This is a genomic window from Hymenobacter sp. J193, from assembly GCF_024700075.1.
GTDB lineage: Bacteria > Bacteroidota > Bacteroidia > Cytophagales > Hymenobacteraceae > Hymenobacter.
This window is the reverse complement of record NZ_JAJONE010000001.1, coordinates 1,167,555-1,183,119: the sequence shown is the minus strand read 5'-3', so window position 1 is coordinate 1,183,119 and position 15,565 is coordinate 1,167,555. Positions and strand designations below refer to the sequence as shown.

15 protein-coding genes are annotated in these 15,565 nt (G+C 62.6%); 5 read left to right on the top strand and 10 right to left on the bottom strand.

Annotation, left to right across the window (positions count from 1 at the left end; genetic code table 11):
• Position 1: 1 nt before the first annotated feature.
• From LRS06_RS05100 to LRS06_RS05090, 3 genes are all read right to left on the bottom strand, one after another.
• Positions 2-907 (bottom strand): hypothetical protein, encoded by a 906-nt coding sequence (locus LRS06_RS05100; protein ID WP_257870489.1) that lies wholly within the window; start codon positions 905-907, stop codon positions 2-4.
• A gap of 197 nt (positions 908-1,104) precedes the next feature.
• Positions 1,105-1,521: a response regulator gene (locus LRS06_RS05095; protein WP_257870488.1), complete on the bottom strand. Its 417-nt coding sequence runs from the start codon at positions 1,519-1,521 to the stop codon at positions 1,105-1,107.
• 20 nt (positions 1,522-1,541) lie between these two features.
• Positions 1,542-3,071 carry an ATP-binding protein gene (locus tag LRS06_RS05090; RefSeq protein WP_257870487.1) on the bottom strand — a complete coding sequence of 510 codons (1,530 nt, stop codon included), beginning with the start codon at positions 3,069-3,071 and terminating at the stop codon, positions 1,542-1,544.
• Positions 3,072-3,171: 100 nt separating this feature from the next.
• Here LRS06_RS05090 and LRS06_RS05085 point away from each other — a divergent pair, with 100 nt between their 5' ends.
• Both LRS06_RS05085 and LRS06_RS05080 read left to right on the top strand, forming a co-directional pair.
• On the top strand, positions 3,172-3,987 hold the full coding sequence (locus LRS06_RS05085) for an RNA methyltransferase (protein ID WP_257870486.1): 816 nt from the start codon (positions 3,172-3,174) through the stop codon (positions 3,985-3,987).
• Positions 3,988-4,328: 341 nt separating this feature from the next.
• The gene (locus LRS06_RS05080) at positions 4,329-4,604 is read left to right on the top strand and encodes an acylphosphatase (RefSeq protein WP_257870485.1); all 276 of its coding nucleotides are present in this window, start codon (positions 4,329-4,331) and stop codon (positions 4,602-4,604) included.
• 200 nt (positions 4,605-4,804) lie between these two features.
• Here the strand turns inward: LRS06_RS05080 and LRS06_RS05075 are convergent, their stop codons facing one another.
• The 6 genes from LRS06_RS05075 to allB form a co-directional block, all read right to left on the bottom strand.
• Positions 4,805-6,235 carry a phosphoenolpyruvate kinase gene (locus LRS06_RS05075; protein WP_257870484.1) on the bottom strand — a complete coding sequence of 477 codons (1,431 nt, stop codon included), beginning with the start codon at positions 6,233-6,235 and terminating at the stop codon, positions 4,805-4,807.
• 221 nt (positions 6,236-6,456) lie between these two features.
• A complete protein-coding gene (uraH, locus tag LRS06_RS05070) occupies positions 6,457-6,795 on the bottom strand; it encodes a hydroxyisourate hydrolase (protein WP_257870483.1) in 339 nt (112 codons plus the stop codon).
• Entirely contained in the window at positions 6,792-7,298 is a 507-nt protein-coding gene (gene uraD, locus LRS06_RS05065; RefSeq protein WP_257870482.1) for a 2-oxo-4-hydroxy-4-carboxy-5-ureidoimidazoline decarboxylase, read from the bottom strand. The genes uraH and uraD overlap by 4 nt, the downstream gene beginning before the upstream one ends.
• 135 nt (positions 7,299-7,433) lie before the next feature.
• Positions 7,434-8,180 carry a (S)-ureidoglycine aminohydrolase gene (gene allE / locus LRS06_RS05060; protein WP_257870481.1) on the bottom strand — a complete coding sequence of 249 codons (747 nt, stop codon included), beginning with the start codon at positions 8,178-8,180 and terminating at the stop codon, positions 7,434-7,436.
• A 145-nt stretch (positions 8,181-8,325) separates the two neighbouring features.
• Positions 8,326-9,546: an allantoate amidohydrolase gene (locus tag LRS06_RS05055; protein ID WP_257870480.1), complete on the bottom strand. Its 1,221-nt coding sequence runs from the start codon at positions 9,544-9,546 to the stop codon at positions 8,326-8,328.
• Positions 9,547-9,550: 4 nt separating this feature from the next.
• Entirely contained in the window at positions 9,551-10,885 is a 1,335-nt protein-coding gene (allB, locus tag LRS06_RS05050) for an allantoinase AllB (RefSeq protein WP_257870479.1), read from the bottom strand.
• Positions 10,886-11,105: 220 nt separating this feature from the next.
• Here allB and LRS06_RS05045 point away from each other — a divergent pair, with 220 nt between their 5' ends.
• Positions 11,106-12,512, top strand: coding sequence for a urate hydroxylase PuuD (locus tag LRS06_RS05045; protein ID WP_257870478.1), 1,407 nt, complete (start codon positions 11,106-11,108; stop codon positions 12,510-12,512).
• Positions 12,513-12,529: 17 nt separating this feature from the next.
• Here the strand turns inward: LRS06_RS05045 and LRS06_RS05040 are convergent, their stop codons facing one another.
• Positions 12,530-13,330 carry a DUF547 domain-containing protein gene (locus tag LRS06_RS05040; RefSeq protein WP_257870477.1) on the bottom strand — a complete coding sequence of 267 codons (801 nt, stop codon included), beginning with the start codon at positions 13,328-13,330 and terminating at the stop codon, positions 12,530-12,532.
• Positions 13,331-13,570: 240 nt separating this feature from the next.
• On the opposite strand from LRS06_RS05040, the gene arsS reads away from it, so the two are divergent.
• Positions 13,571-14,617, top strand: coding sequence for an arsenosugar biosynthesis radical SAM (seleno)protein ArsS (gene arsS, locus LRS06_RS05035; protein WP_257873381.1), 1,047 nt, complete (start codon positions 13,571-13,573; stop codon positions 14,615-14,617).
• A 110-nt stretch (positions 14,618-14,727) separates the two neighbouring features.
• Positions 14,728-15,396, top strand: coding sequence for an MIP/aquaporin family protein (locus LRS06_RS05030; RefSeq protein WP_257870476.1), 669 nt, complete (start codon positions 14,728-14,730; stop codon positions 15,394-15,396).
• The last annotated feature ends 169 nt before the right edge of the window (positions 15,397-15,565 follow it).

Below are 15,565 nucleotides of genomic sequence, written 5' to 3'. Positions count from 1 at the left end.
TCTATTGGGTGTTGTAGAGGGCAATGGCCTGCTTGATTTTCTGCTGCTGCTTGCCTTGCAGTACCAGCGGCACCACCAGTAGCACCGGCGCGGCATACACCAGCGGTGAAATGCTCTGGCTGGTTCCTTGCAGCGACGACAGCAGCCCGGCCGCCATCAAACCACCCGCGCCAATGTAACTGAGCGTAATGGCCCTGCGGGAGCGGCGGGCCTGGTCGAGCAGACCCCGGGCCCCGGCGTTGTCGACGGTGGCCACGCTCAGGTTACGTAGGTTCAGGTCCTGCACCGGGCCGTTGTCTTTGCTGAAGTATTCCGTCTTGACGGTGCGGTAGCCGCCGCCGTAAGGGTAGCCGCCGTACCCCCCGTAGCCGTAGCGCCCGTAGCCGAAGGGGCTACCACCGGTGTTGTTGTACTGCGTGCGGGTGATGGAGTATAAGGCAATGCGGCCCGTCCGGTCGCGGCGCAGGGTGGTTTCGCGGGAGGAGCCGGGCAGGTTGGTGCGCACGTAAAAGCCGGTTTCATCCTCGTAGTAGCGGATGGCATCCAGCTCCAGCCGCTGCTGCCCGTCCAGCAGCAGGTAGTTGCGGCCCAGCAGGGGCTGCTTGGTTTCTACCTCGTAGGCTTTCAGCTCCTGCCCCGTTTTCAGGCCCACCCGAAAGCGCGTGGGCTGGGTGGAGGGTGGCAGGGCCCCGGGCTGGGCCGGGCGGGCGCCGGGCACCTGCTCGGCCACGGCGGGCGTTTGCGGAGTAGGCTCGGTAGCGCGGGCCGGCGCCGCGGTTTGCGCCTGCCGCACCGAGTCGGGCAGGGTGGGTTGGGAGTTGAGCTGGCGCGGGCCGTCCTGGGCCAGGCCACGGGTGGCGGCGCCCACAGTCAGCAGCGCCAGGGAAAGCATCAAACGAACGTGCATAGGAAGAAAAGCAGAGAGTACAGCTGCCCGCCAGCCGGCCGGCAGATTCAAGACTAAAACCAGAAAGAGGAGAAGAAAATTCGTCCCAAGGTTGCGCCGCTTTGCATTCAGTGGCTGCTTCTGGGTGCTAGTAAACGAAAAAGCGGGAGAAACCGATGGTTTCTCCCGCTTTGCACAGCGAGTGAGGTAGGCCAGAGCTACTTCAGCAGGGTTTCCAGCAAACTCATGCTATCCACCAGGTCGTGGCTGGTTTCAAAATCCAGGGGCTTGATAATGTAGCCGGCCACGCCCAGATTCTGGGCGCTGAGGCGGTCCACATCCATAGAGGACGTAGTGATGACGAATACCGGAATCTGGGCCAGGGCCGGGTGGTTTTCGCGTTCGGCCAGAAACTCGTGCCCATTCATCTTGGGCATGTTCAGATCCAGCAGAATCACCTCGGGCAGCGGGTTGATGGCCTCCACGCCGTTGCGGCCCAACAGCATATCCAGGGCCTCCAGGCCATTGAAGGCGGTATGGAGCTTGTGCGGAATACTGAACTTCTCGAAGGATTTCTGCACGGTCATCGTGTCAAAGAAATCATCTTCCACGAGCAAAACGGAACGGTCGGACATGGGGGAGCGAGCAAGGGGGATTAGGACGCCAGGGCTGGCGCGTCGGATCGGGCCGGCAGCGCCTGCTTGGGCCACGTAAAGATAAAGGCTGCACCTTCTCCGGCCGCCGATTTCACCCAAATACTGCCTTTCTGTTCGTCAATTATTTTCTTCACGATGCTGAGTCCGATACCGGTGCTTTCGGCCGTGTGCCGGTCGCGCAATGTCTGAAACATCAGGAAGATTTTCTGGTGATATTCCGGGGCAATTCCCGGGCCGTTGTCGGCCACCGAAAACTCGTAGAATTTTTTCTGCTCCCGGCAGCCGATGGTGATGGTGCCACCGCCCCGGTGGTGGTACTTCACGGCGTTGCCGATGAGGTTGGTAAACACCTGCTGCAGGCTGAGGCGGTCGGCTACCAGCGCGGAAGGCAGCGTATCGGGCAGGCGCACGTGGAAATCGGGCGGCACAACCATGTCGGTTACCTCGTCGAGGAGGGCGGCCACGTCCACCGGCTCCAGCTTCTGCTCGGTGCGCCCGATGCGGGCGTAGGCCAGCAGCCCGTTGATGAGGTCTTCGAGGCGCGAGAGGCGGCCTTTCATCATGTCCAGGTACTGGCGCATCTTGTCCGACAGCTCCCCCGACAGCTCGTCCTCAATCCACTTCACCACCGTCGTTACCCCGCGCAGGGGCGCTTTCAGGTCGTGGGAGGCCACGTAGGCAAACTGGTCGAGCTCCTTGTTGCGGTTTTCCAGGGCCCCGAAGGTTTCGGAAAGCTGGCGCGTCATGCGGTTGAGGGAGCTGGCCAGGCGGCCCAGGTTGTCGCGCTCCTCGTCCTTTATCTTCACCGAGTAGTCGCCCAGCACCACCTGCTCGGCCAGGTGCTCGATAATGCCGATACGTTGGGCCACCTGCTCGTTCACCTCCTGCAGCTCCTGCTGCAGGGCGGCGTTGGCGGCCAGCTCCTGCCAGATGCGGCTCACCAGCCACCCCACGATAAACAAGGTAAGCACGGCCGAAATCAGCAGGGCAATGGGCGTGGTTTGAGCGTAGAAATCCTGGTTCCGGTCCCGCTCTGCCAGCAGGCTGTCTTCGGCTTGTTTGATGCGGTTGATCATTCCCCGGATAATTTCCAGCCGCTCCTGGTTGCGGCTGATCATCACGCGGGCCGTGGGGGCCGAGGCGTTGCGGTCGGTCCACATCCGCAGGTCGCGGGTGTCGTTGTTAAGGGCCTGGCGCAGCGTGTCCAGGCGCTGCTGCTGGCGGGGGTTATCGCGGGTAAGGTCGCGCAGAATGTTAAACTGCCGGTTCATGTCCTGCTCGGCCAGGTCAAACTGGGGCAGGTAGGTGGTGTCGTTCAGCAGCAGGTAGTTACGCACACTGCCCTGGGCGTCGCGCAGGTTGGTGCGCAGGTCGGAGGTGGCCTGCAGCACCTGGTAGGTGTGCTGCACCTGCCGGGTGTAGTAGGATAGGCGCTGGTTGCTGAAGTAGGCCACGCCGGTGGTGAGCAGCAGCACGCCCAGCGCAATGCCAAAGCCGAGCAGAATTTTGGTGTTAAGGTTCAGGCGCATAGACTGCAAACCTACGGGTTTCGGCGCAAGCTGCGGTAGGCCCCGGCGTCGGCCGCGCGGGTTGGGGCGTATCTTCGCGGCTGACTTTCCCGCGTTGCCCATGGCTTTCCTTCCCGACCCCATCACTTCTCCCCAGAACCCGCGCATCAAAAACCTGCTCCGGCTGCAGCAGAAGTCCTCGGAGCGGCGGGCGCAGGGCCTCACCATTATTGAAGGGCTGCGGGAACTCACCATTGCCCGCGGCGCGGGCGTAGCCGTGCCGGCCGTGTTTGTATGCCCCGAGCTGGCCGGCCCTGAGCGGCAGGCCCAATTGCGGGAGTTGTTTGCCGATGGGGGCACCGAGTGGTTTCCGGTGTCGAAAGCCGTGTTTGAGAAAGTAGCCTACCGCGAAGGGTCCGACGGGGTGCTGGCCCTGGCCCGCCCGCCCCAGCTGAGCCTCGACGACCTGCAACTGCCCGCCGCCCCGCTGCTGCTGGTGCTGGAAGCCGTGGAAAAGCCCGGCAACCTGGGCGCCATCCTACGCACCGCCGACGCGGCGCGGGCCACCGCCGTCATCGTCTGCGACCCGCGCACCGATTTGTTTAACCCCAATGCCATCCGTAGCTCCATCGGCTGCTCGTTCACGGTGCCCACCGTGGCCACTACCCGCGAGGCCCTGCTTTCCTGGTGCCGCCTCCGTGGCATCCGCACCTACGCTGCTGCCCTCACGGAGCAGGCGGTGGCTTACACGTCTTGCGACTTTCGCGGCTCCACGGCCCTGGTGATGGGCACCGAGGCCGATGGCCTGACCCCCGAGCTGATGCAGGCCTGCGACCAGACCATCATCATTCCCATGCGCGGCGCCATCGACTCGCTCAACGTCAGCACCGCCACCGCCATTCTCACCTTCGAAGCCGTGCGCCAGCGGGAAGGCTAGCCCGTCGTTCCGAGTTCTGGCGGCATCTACAGACACCTGCCCATCTGCCTCTCAGGCCCCGGTTGGAGTGCCCGGAAGGGATGAAAATGCCCGCGAACGGGTTTCATACGCACGCGGACGGGTTTCATATGCTCGCGGAACCCTTTCAGCTACTCGCGCTGACGTGTAGAAGGCTCGCGGATAGCTTTAGGAGGGTCGCGCCTGCGCTTGGAAGGCTCGCGCCCAGCTGTTGAAGCCTCGCGCCAGCGAACAGGAAGTCCACGACGTTGCGCAGGAGGGCCGAGCCGGGCTGCAGGAGGGGCAGTAGGTGCATTCATAGGTTCCTCCTTTATTTGCGCCCCATGAGCCAGATCCACCACCGTACCCTGCACGTGCACGGCCGCGTGCAGGGCGTGTTCTTTCGCCAAAGCACCCAGCACGAAGCCCGCCGCCTGGGCCTCAGCGGCTACGCTTGCAACAACCCCGATGGTACCGTCACCATCGAAGCGGAAGGCCCCGCCGAGGCGCTGGACGCGCTGGAAACCTGGTGTCATAAGGGCCCACCGCTGGCCCGCGTCGATAAGGTAGAAGCTACTTCCGGCCCGATTCAGGGCTTCGACGGGTTTGAGGTGCGGTAAATGGTTTTATGGCTGTCATTGCGAGCAAAGCGAAGCAATCCGTCCTTTTCAAAACCAGTCCCGTTCTTTTACCAGAAAGCCCTTTTCTGTACGCAACGGGAAAGGGCTTTTCACCTTTCAGGGCTTAGTGCGTTGTCCAGGACGGATTGCTTCGCTTGCAATGACAGCCATTCAACCAGAAAACCATTCAACCACTCACCCTACTTCTTCCGGCGGCCTTCGAGGATGCGGAAAAAGGAACGGGACTGAATTTCTTCCTGGGTGAGGCCGGTGGCCAGCACTTCTTCCTCGGTGATGGCGCCGCAGTTCTGGGCTTTCAGGAAGAAGTTAAGCAAACCCTGACCGGTAGCGGCGTCGTCGAAGATGTCGCCGGTGAGGGTGCTGATGGCGGCCCGCTCCACGAAGGTGCGCAGGCGGTGCAGGGCGTCGTCGTAGGAGCTGAGGAAGAATGCGTAGGTGGCCGCGTAGCGCATGGGCAGCTGGGCGGGGTTCAAATCCCAGCCCTGGTAGAGGCCATTGATGAGCGAGTGGGTGGTGTGCGCAAAGCCCTGCCGCCAGGCGTTGTGCACCGACTCGCGGTTTTCGCGCAGCTGCTCGTAGCTCAGGTTTTCGCCCCGGTGCGGGCCGATGGGCATCACGTTGGTAGCCCCGTCGGAGAGGAAAATGCCGGTGCCGCCCAGCGCTACTTTGGTCATGTGGTGGGCAAAGTCGCAGACGGGGTGGGCCATGGTCTGGTACCGGGCCGTGATACCGCAGGAAGCCGTGTAGTCGTAGGTGCCGAAGTGGGCCGCCACGCAGCGCCCCTCGCTGGCCCGGATGATGCGCATGAGTGGGTTGCGGCCTTCCTCGTCCATCACAATCTGGGTGGCCTCCACCATCGTTTCCATGCGCAGGGTGCCGGGGATAAGGTGGTTGGCTTTTTCCAGCAGCTCAAACAGGCGCACCATCGTGGTCATCTGCTCGGGAATGGTCACTTTGGGCAGCATCACCACAAAGTTGTCGGGCAGCTTGCCGCCGGTTTCGGCCAGCAGGGTACTCAGGAAAATGTCGAGGGTACGCACACCCCGGGCCTTCAAATCCTCGGTGAAAGGCTTGATGCGGATGCCAATGAAGGGGGAAAGCGTGCCGTTCTGCATGCCCACGGCTACTTCCCTGGCGGCCTGCACGGCGGTGGCGTCCTCCTCGTCGTGGGGCCGGTTGCCGAAGCCATCTTCAAAGTCAATGCGGAAGTCTTCTACAGCTTCTGTCTGGAGCTTGCGCAGCATCTTGTTGTAGACGGAGTACGCCAGCCAGGCGGGCTGCTTTTTGCGGTCTGCCTCGCTCATGGCGTCGAGGCGCCGGGTGAGGTCGGCCACGTCGGCGCCCAGGGTGGGCAGGTGCTCGTGCCCACTCAGGCGCAGCACGCGGGCCAGCTCCACGAAGTTGGGCGCGTAGGTGCGCAGGCTATTGAGGGCCGTGTCGCCCATGCGCACGCAGGTATCCGACTTGAACAGGTTGGCCCCGCCGTAAACGGTGTGCACGGGCTGGCGGTCGGGCCGGTCGCCGGGGTACACCTGCTGGAAATGATGGTTGGCTACGCCCAGCTGGTCGAGCAGCTGGGTCTTATCGGAATCCGAAAGACTGAGTTTCATATGTAAGGAGAGGTGGGAATGGAAGAGGAATCCGGCTAAGAATTCCCCTCCTTGTTGAAGGAGGGGGTGCCCGAAGGGCGGGGTGGTCAGCTAAAACTAAAAGACTAGAGCTAGTTGGTCATTCAAAGTTTTTTAGTTCTAGTCATCGTGCTGACGACGGAACCACCCCGGCCTGCGGCCACCCCTCCTTCCAAAAAGGAGGGGAACTCCTAAATCTAGCCTTAACTGCCGCGGTACGTGGTGTAGCCGAACGGATTCAGCAGGAGGGGAACGTGGTAGTGCTCGGGGCCGCTGATGGTGAACACAATTTCCACGAAAGGGTAGAACGTGGCCGTGCCGAGGCGGGCGAAGTACTCGGCGGTGAAGAACTTCATTTTGTAAGTGCCGGCCGGCAGGGCATCGTCGGTGGGCAGCAGGTTGGGGATGCGGCCGTCCTGGTTGGTTTGGCCGCGGGCCAGCTCCTGCCAGCTGTCGGCCTGCTCCCCGTATAGCGCAATGGTGACGCCCGCCGCCGGCCGGCCCAGGGTAGTGTCCAGAATATGAGTGGTAAGGTGGCTCATGCAGTCAGCAGCTTCTTCAGCCGTATTTCGGTGATTTTGCGTTGCTCCTCGGCGGCTACGCGGATTTCCTCGGCCGGCTCATTCGGCAGCCGGGCCTGCAGCAAGGCCAGCATCTCGTCGGCCGATTTGCCGGTGGCGCACACGATGAAGATATAGCCGAACTTTTGCTCGTAGGCGTCGTTGCCGGCGGCTAGGGCGTGCAACGTTTCCTCCGAGGCCTGGGCTACGGCCCCCTGCTCCCCGGCGGCCCAGGCGCTGGTGCTGGCAAATTTTTCCTTGAGTGAGGCCACATCCCCAATTTTGGGATGGTGGGTGAAAGCCTCGCGCCAGTCGGCCTCATCCAAGCTGTTCCAGATACGGGCGGCTTCGGCCAGCAGAACGGCCTCATCGGCTATGGGAAAAAGGTCAACCATCTGCGTTACCCAGGCAGTAGCGCCGCAGCACTTGCGCAGGGCTTCGGTCAGGGCGGGGCGGGGTAGGTCGTTGAGTTCGGTTAAGGTCATAGGAACTGAAAATCGTCTGTCATGCTGAGCGAAGTCGAAGCATCTCTACCGCTTCATTACTACAATTTGATTAGCCAGAGGTAGAGATGCTTCGACTCCGCTCAGCATGACGTTCTTTTTATCCACTTCAGCCAGTTATATCACCGTGGGGAAGCGGTTCACGTTTTTGTAGTAGATATACACCGAGTCTTCCTGGCCCATGGCGGTGGCCCACTGCTGGCAGTAGGGCGCCATCCAGATCGAGTCACCCTTCTTCACGGGGTACCACTGCTGGTCGAGCATGTAGATGGCCTGGCCCTGCAGATACAGCAGGCCGTGCTCCATGATGTGGGTTTCTACCATCGGCAGGTGCCCGCCGGTGCTATAGGTGAAGATATTCACGGCCATGTCGAAGCTCAGCTCATTCGGCAGCAACTCCTGAATGCGCAGGGCCTCGTCGTTCATGTACACCGGGGCCTTGGCAATATCCCGCTCCCCAAACACCACGCCCGGCACTGCGTGGCCCGCCAGCGGCTCGTAGGTTTTGTGGAAGGTCAGTACCTGGGTGCCTTCCGTGGGCTGCTGAAACAGGTAGTCCTTTTCGATGGGCACGTACACGTACTGGCCTTCGGTGAGGGTGCGTTCCTGCCCGTCGATGGTAGCCTGCACCTGGCCAGCCACCACGTAGAAGAAAATCTGCGCGGCCTCGGTGCGGCCCGTAAGCTGGCCACCTTCGCGCAGGGTAATCAGCATCTGAGCCAGGCGGGCGCCCATCTGCTCGTTGATGATGACGTTGACGGTGCAGTTCGTCCAGCCCGGCACATTACTGTTGATGTAGCCATCCGGGGCAATAATGGCGTGGTTGCGCTTGACGACGGAACGGGTAAGAGCGGAAATTTCCATGTTTAGGTAGTAAGGGAGAGTGTCATTCCGAACGCAGTGAGGAATTTGGGAGATGCTAATGCGTCATTTTACCCAGATTCCTCACTGCGTTCGGAATGACAGGTGAAAAGCAGTTAGGGAGTTTGGTACGCAGAAGCAAGCCCTGTTAGAAACCGCTCTGCCACTTCAGGGCCGCTGCCACATCGGGCAACTCCACGTTTTCGAGCGGGTTGTGGCTGATGCCCTGGTAGCAGCGGATGAACAGCATGGTAGCCGGGGCCACCTGGGAAATGGGCACCGCATCGTGACCCGCCCCACTTACCAGGGAAATAACTTCTTGGCCGGCTTCAGCAATGGCCTGAGCGAGCTGCGCATTCAGGGCCGCGTCGCAGGCGACGGGCGCGGTTTGTTGGATGAGGTTCCAGCTCACGTCCACCTGGCGGCGCTGCCCGATGCCGGCGGCCTGGACCTGGAGTTGCGCGTAGGCGGCGGCCAGCTGGCTTTCGTCGGGGCTGCGCAAGTCGAGGCTGCAGATGGCTTCACCGGGAATCACGTTGCTGGCCGACTGCGGCAACTGCAGCTTGCCCACGGTGGCTACCAGGTTCCGGCCGTGCTGTTGAGCAAACAGCTCGGCGGCCAGCACAAACTCGGCGGCGGCCGTCAGGGCATCTTGGCGCATGAGCATGGGCACGGTGCCGGCGTGGCCGGCCATGCCCCGGAACGTCAGCTCCACGCGACGCTGCCCGGCAATGGCCGTCACCAGCGCCACCGGGGCCGGCCGTTCCCAGAGCACCGGGCCCTGCTCGATGTGCATTTCGAAGTAGCCCAGCCAGCTTTCCGGCGGCAGCGCGTCGACCGCTAGCTCCTCAGGCCGTCCGCCCATAGCCGTTAGTACCTCGGCCAGCGTGTGGCCGTGGGCATCGGGCCGCTGCAGCAGGCTCGTATCGAAGGAGCCGGCCACGACTTTGCTGCCCAGGTATGTGGTATGGAACCGCACGCCTTCCTCGTCGCTGAAGGCTATGAGCTCCAGATGAAAAGGCAACTCTGCCCGCTGGCTGGCTAGCTGCTCCAGCAAGTCGAGCCCTAGCAGTACGCCCAGCGGGCCGTCGTACTTACCGGCATTCACCACCGTATCTATGTGGGAGCCGATGACGAAGGTTTTGGCGGTGGGGGTGGGGCACACGAGGCGGCCACGCACGTTGCCGATGGCGTCGAGGCGGGTTTCCAGGCCGGCGGCGCGCATCCAGCTTTCCACCAAAGCGCGGCCCTGCTGGAAGGCTTCGGTGCCGAACGTGCGCGTTACACCCTGTGCGTCTTCGCTGATGGCGGCCAGTTCTTCAATGCGGCCCAGCACCCGGGCGGCGCGGCTTTGATAGTCGGTCATCATAAGGCTAGCGGGTAACGACCTGGCCCTGGTGAAGGCTGATGAATTCGGGACGGGTATAGACCAGCTGACCGGCCAGATAGGTTTGCTCTACTACCCCGCGCAGCTGCTGGCCCACATAGGGGCTGGTTTTGTGGCGGTGGTGCAGCAGTTCTTCGGTGACCGTGAACGTGGCTTCCTCATCCAGCACCAGCAAATCCGCGTCGAAGCCGACGGCAATCTGGCCTTTGCGGTGAGCCTGGCCGATGAGCTTGGCGGGGTTGGCGCTCAGCCAGTGCGCGAGGTCTACGAGGGACGCGCCGCGCTGCTGGGCCGCCGTCCAGAGCACCGGCAAGGCCAGCTGCAGGGAGGCAATGCCGCCCCAGGCCGTAGTGAAGTCGCCCGAATCGAGCTGCTTGAGGTCGGGCGGGGCGGGGGAGTGGTCGGTGGCTACGAAGTCGATGAGGCCGCTTTGCAGGGCCTGCCAAAGCAGCTCGTTGTTGGCCCGCTCCCGAATGGGCGGGGCGCACTTAAAGCGCGTCTGCCCATCGGGAATATCCTCGGCGGCGAAAAACAGGTAGTGCTGGCCGGTTTCCACCGTAATGGGCAGCCCTTCGGCCTTGGCTTCCGCCAGTTGGGGCAGGGAGTCGGCCGAAGATAGATGCACGATGTGCGTGCGGCAGCCCGTTTCCCGGCACAGCCGGATCATGAGGGCTACGGCTTCGTCTTCCCAGTTTTTGGGGCGCGAGGCCAGGTAGTTCGGGTACGACTGCTTGTCGCCCTGCTTCCAGGCGTCATCGTCCTGACTTAACTCGCAGTGCACCAGCAGGGGCAGGCCGTGGCGGGCCAGCAGGGGCATCACGGCGCGCAAGTCGGCCTCGGTAGCGTTAGGAAAATCATCAATGCCGGAGTGCGTCAGAAAGGCCTTGAAGCCGAGCACGCCGCGGGCAATCAGGCCTTCCACCTCCGCCGCATTGCCGGGCACTATGCCGCCCCAGAAGCCCACGTTGGTATGCAGGTTAAGGCGCGCGGCAGCCAGCTTCAGCTCCAGGTTGGCCACCGAAGTCGTGACGGGCGCCGAGTTCAGGGGCATGTCCACCAGCGTGGTGAGGCCGCCGGCCAGGGCGGCGCGGGTGGCCGTGTCGAACCCTTCCCAGGCGGTGCGACCCGGCTCGTTGATGTGCACATGCGGGTCGATGAGGCCCGGCAGCACGGCCCGGTCGCCTACGTCGATAATAGGCACCTGCACGGGCACGCCGGGTTCCAGCACCGCCGCAATGCGGCCCGCCTGCACCACTACCAGCGCCGGCTGCACGCCGGTGGGCAGCACCACTTTTTTACTGATGAGAGCGAAATCCTGCATGAAGTGTAGTGAACTGTGCTACAAAATGAGAATATTTCAAACACGAAGTGCTGCCTGCGTAGCCTTTCACGGGCCGAAACCGCCAAAATCAAATCCAAAGGGCTGCTCTTTCGGGAGGCTAACGGCTGGCAGATAGCATTTTGGCGGGTTTCGGCCAGTTGGTTTACAGCGTATTTACCTTTTCCCGAACCGGCATTCGGGGCGCGTTTTTAGTTGACGTATGATGCACGTAGTGGTTTTGTTGGTAGTGGCGGTGGTGTTTTTCCTGATCCTGGGAGCCAGCTGTGTGCTGCACCGGGTGGCCCGCACCCACCGCCACGGCGGGGCCCTGGGTGAGGGGGGCCTCACCATGCAAGGCTTCGGCTACGCCCTCACGGTGCTGGCGGTGCTGTTTCTGCTGCTGGTGTTCTACCTGCTGGTCCAGGGCACGCCCTGGGAAGGCCACCTGATGGAGTGGCTCAACATTGTGGTGCGCCTCGTGCACGTCACCTTCGGCATTGCCTGGATTGGCGCCTCGTTCTACTTCGTGTTTCTGGAAAATGCCCTCAACCGCACCGACAACGTGCGCGAGGAGCTGGCCGGCAACCTCTGGGCCGTGCACGGCGGCGGCTTCTACTACCTGGAGAAGTACAAGCTGGCCCCGCCCCGGATTCCCAAGGCCCTGCACTGGTTTAAGTACGAGGCCTACTTCACCTGGCTTACCGGCTTCAGCCTGCTGTGCGTGGTGTACTATTTCAACGCCGGCGCCATGCTCATCGACCCGCAGGTGCTGGTCATCAGTCCGCTGGCCGGGGTGGCTATTGGGGTGGGCTCCTTTGTGGTGGCCTGGGTGCTTTACCACGTGCTCTGCCGCACGCCGCTGGTGAAGAACGGACTGGCTATGGCGGTGCTGGGCTTCCTGATTTGCACGGCCTTCGCGTGGTTTTACTGCCAGGTGTTCAGCGCCCGGGCGGCCTACCTGCATTTCGGGGCCATGCTGGGCACGCTCATGGTGGGCAACGTGTTTTTTATCATCATTCCGGCCCAGAAAGCCATGGTGAAGGCCGCCACCGAAGGCCAGCCGCTGAACCCTGAACTGGGCAAGCACGCCGGCCTCCGGTCCCTGCACAACAACTACTTCACGCTACCGGTGCTGTTTGTGATGATCAGCAACCACTTCCCCAGTACCTTCGGGCACAGCTACCCGTGGGCCGTGCTGGCCGCCATTGCCCTGGGTACGGCGGGCATCAAGCACTGGCTGAATCTGCGCGAAAAGCACCAGGCTACTGGCTTGGTGTTCCCGCTGGCGGCGGGCTTGCTGCTGGCCGTGGCCTTCGTCACGGCCCCGAAAACCGAAGCCGGCGCGGCGGCCGCCTGTACGCCCAACGTGGGCGTGGCTCAGGTGCAGGGCATCGTGCAGCTGCGGTGCGTGCGCTGCCACTCCGCCACGCCCACCGATGAGGTGTTCACCACCGCGCCCAACGGCGTGGTGTTCGACACACCCGCCGACATTGCCCGCCTCCAGGACAAAGTTATGCAGCGCGTGGTCGTGACCAAGACCATGCCCCAGAACAACAAAACTCACATGACTCAGGAGGAGCGGGACCTGATTCGGTGCTGGATAGAGCAGGGCGCGAAGCTGGAGTAGACAAAGAATAGGGCCGACTACTGCTTGTTCAGGTTCCAGTTGTAGTCCTGATAGGTCACCTTGGCATCGGCGTTCATCTGGGTTTTGCTGTAGCGATTCACCCACTTGACTACCGACTGCCCGTTCCTTTCCCAGTCGGCCTTGTACCAGTCGAAGTAGCGGGAAAGCTGGGCGGTGGTGCGGCCGACGTTGTTTTTGGCCGGGTCGTTCAGGAAGTTACGGCCCTGGTCGTCGAGCTGCTGGCTGAGCTGGGCAGCGGTATAAGCCTCGTTGCGCAGACGCGGGCAGGAAATGGAGGCGCACACCAGCGCGAAGTGGATGCGCGGGTCGTCGTACTGCTTGCGCAGGATGCTGTGCTCGATGTGGTCGAGGCTCATTTTCTCGCCCCCGATGCTGAAAAACCGGGCCGCCCAGGGCGTAGACACAAGAGGAATCTGAATTTTCGAGCCGATGTCCTTGATGCTTTGCAGGGGGTAATGGTCGAGGATGAGCCGGATGGTATAGGCGTTGTAAGCGTTGATCCAGTAAGCCATCTGCTCGGGCTTGCTCCAGCTAGCCGCAGGCGGGTTCTTGCTCAGCTGTGCCAAATACTGGTTGAATGCCTTTTTATCGGCCCTGAAGCCTTGGTAATCGACCAGGCCCCGGGCGTTGACGTGCTTTTTTAGCAGCCGGTCAAAAGCCATGTGGTCGATGGGCGCGTTGACGGCAGGGGCGGCGGTAGCAGCCGGCCGGTGGGCCCCAGGCAAGGGCCGGGCTGTGAGTGCGCCGGCCGAAAGTACCAGGGCCGCGAGCAGGAGGGGAATGGGGAATCGTTTCATTGCAGCAGACATACGCAGGCGGCCGCCTGCAAAGATGTAGCCACGACTGGTTGGATAGTAGCGCGAATCTGCCGTAGTCCTGAGCAGCTTGCAGCGGCTGCGTACCTTGGCGAATAAAGCCCGGTGGTAACATCTGCCGGATTGGCTTTGTTCGTAGGTACCGTTCTATCGAATCGGCCGGCTTCTTCACTCGTTTCTCTGCCCGCGCCAGCATTCGGGCCGCTGCATTTTCCTGCCATGATCAAGTCCCTGAAAGCCACCGGCAGCCAGCTTGCCGACCCGGCCTACCAGCTCACCGTGCTCCGGGCCGACCAGGCCGAAGGAGCTTTTCTGCCGCCGTTTCACCAGAAGCTGCGCGAGGCCAACCTGTTTCCGCTACGGCCGGTGGCCCCGGCGGTGCTGCAGGTGAACGTGGGTAAGATGTGCAACCAAGTCTGCAAGCACTGCCACGTGGACGCCGGGCCCGACCGCAAGGAAATCATGACCCGCGCCACCATGCAGCTCTGCCTGGATGCCCTGGCTCAGACCGACATTCCGACGGTGGACCTGACTGGTGGCGCGCCCGAGATGAACCCGGATTTTCGCTGGTTCGTGGAGCAGATTCACGCCCTGGGGCGCCACATCATCGTGCGCTGCAACCTTACCATCATCGTCGCCAACAAGAAGTACCACGACCTGCCGGAATTTTTCCGGGTGCACGGGGTAGAAGTTGTCAGCTCGCTGCCGTTCTACAACGCCAGCAAAACCGACCGGCAGCGCGGCGACGGAGTGTTCGAGGATTCGGTGCGGGCCCTGAAGATGCTTAACGCCGTGGGCTACGGGCAGGAAGGCAGCGGCCTCACTCTGAATCTGGTGTACAACCCTGCCGGGGCGTTTCTGCCGGCTTCGCAGGCCGGGCTGGAGCGGGACTTCAAGCGCGCCCTGCTCAAAGACCACGGCATCGTGTTCAACCAGCTGTTTGCCATCACCAACATCCCCGTCAGCCGCTACCTCGACTACCTGATTGAATCGGGCAACTACGCGGCGTACATGGAAAAGCTGGTTTCGGCCTTCAACCCTACTGCTGCGGCCGGCGTGATGTGCCGCAACACCATTTCGGTGGGCTGGGACGGGCAGCTCTACGACTGCGACTTCAACCAGATGCTCGACCTGACGGTAGCCAGCCCCGTGCGCCACATCCGGGGCTTCGACGCGGTCCAACTGGCCGAGCGGGCCGTGGTGGTAAACCAGCACTGCTATGGCTGTACAGCTGGAGCCGGCTCCAGCTGTGGCGGTACTACGGCTTAGCCTATGCGCTTGCTTTCCTCTGCTTTCGACTTCAGCTGCGGTAGCCTTCCTAAGTCTATGCTTGTAGCGGCGGCTCTCTTTGCTGCCGCTGCGCTTACCTGTTGCGTTGCATGAGGACAGTTACGCTGCGCCAGTGCCTGCTGGCGGAAGCCCTGGGCACGGCCGTGCTGATGCTTTTCGGCACCGGTGCCGTGGTGGTAAACGAGCAAACCCACGCGCTGGGCCACGGGGGCATAGCCGCCGCCTTCGGGCTGGTGGTGCTCGTCCTGATTCAGGGACTGGGCCACGTGAGCGGGGCACACGTGAACCCAGCCGTGACGCTGGGTTTCTGGGCGACGGGGCGCTTTCCGGGCCGGCGGGTGCTGCCCTACGTGGCTGCACAGCTGGTAGGCGCCTTCACGGGCAGTGCGCTGGTGAAGCTCCTGGCCGTGCCGGGTTCCGCGCTGGGCGCTACGCTACCCGCTCACGGTGCCGCCCAGGCGTTCGGCATCGAGCTGTTTCTCGCGTTCTGGCTTATGCTCGTCATCCTGCGCGTTACGTCCGGCTTCTATGAGCAGGGCTTGCTGGTGGGGCTCACTATTAGCGCCACGGTAGCGCTGGAGGCCCTGGTGGCCGGCCCGCTGAGCGGCGCCTCCATGAACCCGGCCCGCTCCCTGGCGCCCGCCATTCTAAGCGGGCACCTCACCGCCGCCTGGGTGTACGTAGTTGCTCCTGTTGCCGGGGTATTGCTGGCCGTAGCAGTGGACAGGCTGCTGGAGCTGCGCCCGCCCAAGGCCTGAGTTGCTGCCGGACGCTACATCATGCACAGTGGGCTTGATTTCCTCTACAAATAGCCGCCGGCGCAGGATTTTCAAGTAAATCCTTCCAACCCTGGGCCGCGGGACCTACCTTGCCGGCGTTGTGGCAGGCAGGTTGCGGCCTCAGTCGAAACATACGCGACCTACCTGG